The following is a 406-nucleotide window of genomic DNA, read 5'->3' as shown; positions in this document are numbered from 1 at the left end:
CTCTTCAGCAACGCCGTGGCCGACATGATCTGCCCGCCCTGGCAGTAGCCGCACTGCGCCACGCCGATGTCCAGCCAGGCCTGCTGGACGACTTCGCCAACCTTGTCGGTGTGCAGGTGGTCGATGGTGGTGACCTTCCTGCCCTGCGCCAGGCTCACCGGCGTGATGCAGGAACGGGTGGCCTGGCCGTCGATATGGATGGTGCAGGAGCCGCACAGGCCCATGCCGCAGCCGAACTTGGTCCCGGTATAGCCGACGACGTCGCGGATAGCCCAGAGCAAGGGCATATCCTCGGTGACATCGAGCTGATGATCCTTGCCATTGAGGTTCAGGGTAATCATCGGTGCACGCCTTTTCTGGTTTCTGGTTATGGAGTCGCACGGCGACTGCGCCGCCCCCATGGGCG

General features: G+C 63.8%; 1 protein-coding gene. It reads right to left on the bottom strand.

Going from position 1 to position 406, the window contains the following annotated elements; translation table 11 throughout:
• Positions 1-341 (bottom strand): (2Fe-2S)-binding protein (locus FLO80_RS24065; protein ID WP_132549307.1); only part of this gene is annotated, 341 nt, incomplete at its 3' end.
• Positions 342-406 lie beyond the last annotated feature (65 nt).

The organism is Aquicoccus porphyridii (genome assembly GCF_008369105.1).
Taxonomy (GTDB): Bacteria; Pseudomonadota; Alphaproteobacteria; order Rhodobacterales; family Rhodobacteraceae; genus Aquicoccus; species Aquicoccus porphyridii.
Note: the sequence above shows the minus strand (reverse complement) of the source record. Positions and strands in the feature narration are given on the sequence as shown.